Annotated in this window: 3 protein-coding genes and 1 pseudogene; all 4 read right to left on the bottom strand. The window is 38.3% G+C overall.

The genetic code is table 11. From position 1 onward, the window contains the following. Positions 1–276 (bottom strand): annotated as a pseudogene (locus tag AC1DND_RS20090) (PA0069 family radical SAM protein); the annotation flags it as partial. Between the two features lie 105 nt (positions 277–381). After that, a complete protein-coding gene (locus tag AC1DND_RS20085) occupies positions 382–1620 on the bottom strand; it encodes a carboxypeptidase-like regulatory domain-containing protein (RefSeq protein WP_477584332.1) in 1239 nt (412 codons plus the stop codon). Positions 1621–2191: 571 nt separating this feature from the next. Further along, a complete protein-coding gene (locus tag AC1DND_RS20080; RefSeq protein ID WP_477584330.1) occupies positions 2192–3433 on the bottom strand; it encodes a carboxypeptidase-like regulatory domain-containing protein in 1242 nt (413 codons plus the stop codon). 274 nt (positions 3434–3707) lie between these two features. Continuing rightward, a partial coding sequence (locus AC1DND_RS20075) for a DNA repair protein RecN (protein WP_477584328.1) occupies positions 3708–4711 on the bottom strand: 1004 nt, incomplete at its 5' end.

Here is a 4711-nt window from a genome sequence, read left to right as displayed (position 1 = left end):
ATATTGATGTGAGTTGCGGGCATAACAATAGGTACAGCCATGTTCGCAGCCCTGATAGGGATTTAAAGAATAAGCCATGCCTACATCGGGGCTGTCAACTTTGTTTACAATGGTTTTCGAATTTTCAAAAATAAAGGAGGTTTTACGATCACTTTCCTCCCAATCGTCTATTCCTTCATCATGTTCCTTTACATAAACATCCTTTAAAAATTTGTTATGTGGATTAACTTGAGCGCCTCGTCCTTTAAAATATTGTTTTTCTTCTTCGCCAATCATAGATTAAAATTACTAAAAATATTAGTAATTTTGATTTCTAAGATTAGCTACTTTTCAACATTTTTAGTTTAGATCAATCTTCTACCTTACCTCAGCTATCTCACATTACTTAATCTTAGGTAGCGGAATATAATCCATCGGCACCATATCGGCCACTTTTTCATAAGCCCAGAAACCTTCGTATAAGAGCGATCGGGAGTCGTAAATGCCACCATTTTCATAGAAACGTACGCCTTCGCCGGTTAAGTTGGCTACCGAAATTTCATTTTCGGGTACATCCAAAGGCCTGAAGATCCAAAATCCGGTATTAGAATAAGCCAGAGATTCTTTTTCTTTGGTGTATTGGATCAGCAATGCATCTGTATAACTAAGGTATTTTAAGTTCTGGTTAAAATAGTGCACTAATGTATCGGTAAGCACCTCTGCTCTCGAAAATTTATCAATGGTTCGGGGCATTTCTTTTTGTTTGGTCCAAAAGGCGAGCAATGCGGTATCTATTTTACCTTTATTCTGCCTAATGCCCGTTTTCTCGGGTACGGCCTTAATCTTTTCTAAATTGGCATTAATTAAATATTCAGGATAGCGGTTAGGGTTAGGCACTTTTACCATTTTGTTGATGATAAATCCTTCCTCTTGTGTTTTGTTGGCATAAAGCGAACGGAAGAAATGTTGCGAAGAACCATAATACGCGACCTCTCTGGCGGCGATATACTTTTTCTTCTTAGCTGCCGATGCTTTTAATTCCTCAAAAAACGGGTGACCGGAATAGTAAATAATGTGTGTTCTTGAGTTATACTCGAAACGGTCGAGCATATATTTTAGCCGGTAACCTAAAGCTTTATTCTCTACAATCAGAAACTCGGTTGTAGAAACCGTTAAAGTACTTTTGGTAATGTCGAAATCTACATTTAAAACCTGCGGATTTAATATCTTACACTGTGAGGCATTTGGGGTTTTACCAATAAAAAAATCTTTAAACTGGTTAATATATTTCTGACGGTTAGGATCGGCCCTAATTACAACTTCTTCCAGTTGCGCAACATTTTCTTTCAAAACCAGCTCCACCTGCACCGATTTATCGGAAATAATTACACTTTTAGAATAGGGGAGGTAACCAACCAGCTGAACGAGTAGATCATAACTGCCAGGTTTTAGATTTGATAATTTAAATCGTCCATCGTTATCAGCCACCGTAGCAATTTTATATCCACTTAAATAGATGCTTGCGCCAGGTAATCCATCTTTTTGATCCCTAACCAAACCACTAATGGAGAAGGTGTTTTGAGCAATGGCATTAGTACCCAGCATGATTAGCGTAAGGGCTACTAAAAGGCTTTTAATCATAGAGACGAATGTAACCAAAAGGCGTAATATTTATTAAAAACGTAAAAGATTTTTAACAATTTTAACATTTGATAGTGATCGTCATTTCGAGTGGAGTGCAACCTAGTTGAGAACCCGAAGGCGCTGCTAAGCAAAATCTTGCTAGATAGATCTCTCCATTCCGCGTTGCTCCATCCGATAGCTATCGGATCGAGATGACGATTATTTCCAAAATAGATCAGGTTCATCATAAAGATTGTTTTCTATTTGAAACGAAAGGTCTGTTTTTCATGGCTAGAGCAGTCCCGCCATCGCTTGTAGTCCTCGTTACGCTACGCTTCACTGTGGGCTACCCGCTCTGTCGGGTTTATTAACATTGGCAGGTGCTGCGTGGTTCCAAAACCCTCAATAGTATTACTGGCCTTTGCCAGCTAAACCCGACCAAAGTGAAAAACCCACAGCCCGAAACATGAGGGCGAGGATTTGTAACGAAGGGCGGGACTTTTGAAACCAAAAAAACACTGTATTGGCTTTTCAAAAAAAGAAGAAATGGCGTTTGGTAGTTGTCTCTCTTGCTGTATTAACGATATTTCTACTTTTTTCCCACTCCATTAACCGGCGGCAAATAATCCATTGGTACACTGTCGGCAATTTTTTCCCAGCCCCAGTAACCTGAATAAATCATCGAACGAGGGTTGTAAATAGATCCGTTTTCGTAAAAATATACCGGAACAACTTGCAAGGTGACGGTAGAAATCTGGTAATCTGGCATATCTAATGGTCGTGCAATAGACAGGCCGATCCGGTTGGCGTAAGAAGGATCTTCCCTTTCTTTGGTGTAAACAACATAAAGTTGATCAGTAAAATTGAAGCTTTTAATACTTTGATTCTCCACATGTACCAATGTATCCTGCGTTACAGGAGCACGGCTTAAAATAGAAATCCCATTTGGGAGATTTTTCTTTTTTATCCAATAGCTCAAAGAATCTCCAGACGTAAAAGTTAATGTGCGTGTTAAGCCATCCTGTACTTTTGTTAAGCGTTTAATATTGGCGTTAATCATACTGTCGGAAGGTTTATCCGGATTTGGTATGCTAATCAGTTTATTAATAATAAATCCCTCTTCGGTGGCGCGGTGATAATAAATGGATCTAAAAAAGTGTTGTGGAGAACCTAAATAACTGGTAATCCGCTTTTGCTCCCAAATTTTCTTCCGGCGTGCCGATCCTTTTAAATCTTCGTAATACGGGAAACCTTCATAATAAATGATCCTGGTTTTGCTGTCGTATTCAAAATTGTTCAGCAGGTACTTAATGCGGTATCCAAGCGCCTTGTTTTCAATAATCAGAAATTGGGTGGTTTTTACCGTAAGTTTATGTTCCTCTTTATCGTAATCGATAATCAGTACGTTCGGATTGATGAGTTTACATTGCGCTGCATTGGGGGTGGTGCCAATAAAATACCCTTTAAACATGGCAATATAATGTTCCCTGTTCGGATCGGGTTTAATGGTTACTTCGGCCAATTGGGTTATACTTTCTTCGAGGATAAGATCAAGTTTTACAGCTTTATCAGCAATCACTACATTTTTGTTTAAAGCTTTATAGCCGATTAATTGTACTAAAATATCGTAGTTACCAGGTTTTAGTGGTAGGGTGTAGGTGCCGTCATTGTTAGAAACTGTTGCAATTTTATAACCGCTTACATATACGCCAGCTCCGGGTAAAGGCTCACCACGTTTATCTTTTACCATGCCCGAAAGGATATAACTTTGTTGTGCAGAACAAAATTTACCGATAGTTAATAATGAAAGTAGAAGTAGAAAAGATTTCATTGATTAAATATAAACTAATTATTTAGTTTTGTTTAATGCCTGACGTAAAATTATTGGTGCTTTTCTTTTAGCTGTCAGATAGGATGATGCAAATCTTCAATAATCTTATTTACAATCTGTCAGATGGTAACATCTGACAGCACATCGATTAAGGATGCAAAAGAATTAGCGGTAATACTGTGGTCTGTGTCCTCACAGACCACTAATTTTACTGATTTTGATTTGATATGAAAACGGTCTGTGGGGACACAGACCGCGGAATTAATATGATAAATTAAGCCAATAATTCTTTCGCATTTTCAATTGCTGATGCACCTGGATTTTTCCCACTTAACATTTCGGCAATTACACCAATACGTTCTTCTTGTTTAAGTTTACGGATGCCTGTTGTGGTTTTTCCGCGGTCTTCATTTTTATGAACAAAGTAATGTGATATGCCTTTAGCCGCGATTTGGGGTAGGTGCGTTATCGAAATTACCTGCATATTCTGTCCTAAATCGGCAATTACTTCTCCAACTTTTAATGCGGTTTCACCAGAAATTCCGGTATCAATCTCGTCGAAAATAATGGTTGGTAACGAAGTGTGTTTCGCCAATAAAGCTTTTATAGCCAACATCAGTCGCGATAACTCACCACCAGATGCTACTTTATTTACCGGGGCAGGGGCTTGGCCAGCATTGGCTGTAAAGAGCAGATTGATTTCATCTAAACCATCTTTATTCAATTCGTTCAACACTTTTTGGTCTAAAACCAATTTAGCATTAAGCATACCTACCTGTTTCAAAGTAATACCGGTTTGTTCCTCAACCACTTTAATTGCTTTCTTGCGGTTGGCACTCAATTGGTCAGCCTGTTTATGTAGTTCTATTTTAAGCTGATCGATTTCTTTCTGCAGTTTTTCGATATGCTCATCAGAAGATAACAGCTTGTTCAGGTTTTCTTCCAACTGATTTTGAAATGCCAGCAATTCTATATTATTGGCAAGCCTATGTTTTTGTTGCAGGGTATAAAACAGATCTAACCTTTGGTTTACAATTTCTAACCGATCGGCACTGTGTATGGTATTTCCCTCTATTGTAGAAACTTCATCGGTAATGTCTTTTATTTCAATAATCGACGAGCGTAAACGTTCATACAGCACATTAATTGCAGGATCGAACTTTTCTATACTTTGAAGTTGTAATGAAGCTTCTTTTAATATCTGGAGGGCAGAAGGTTCACTTTCGTTAATTAAACCGGAAGCGGTAAGTAAAGCTCTTTTTATGGTTTCGGCATGTG

The organism is Pedobacter sp. 01N416 (assembly GCF_056399685.1).
This window is presented reverse-complemented; position numbering and strand designations above follow the sequence as displayed.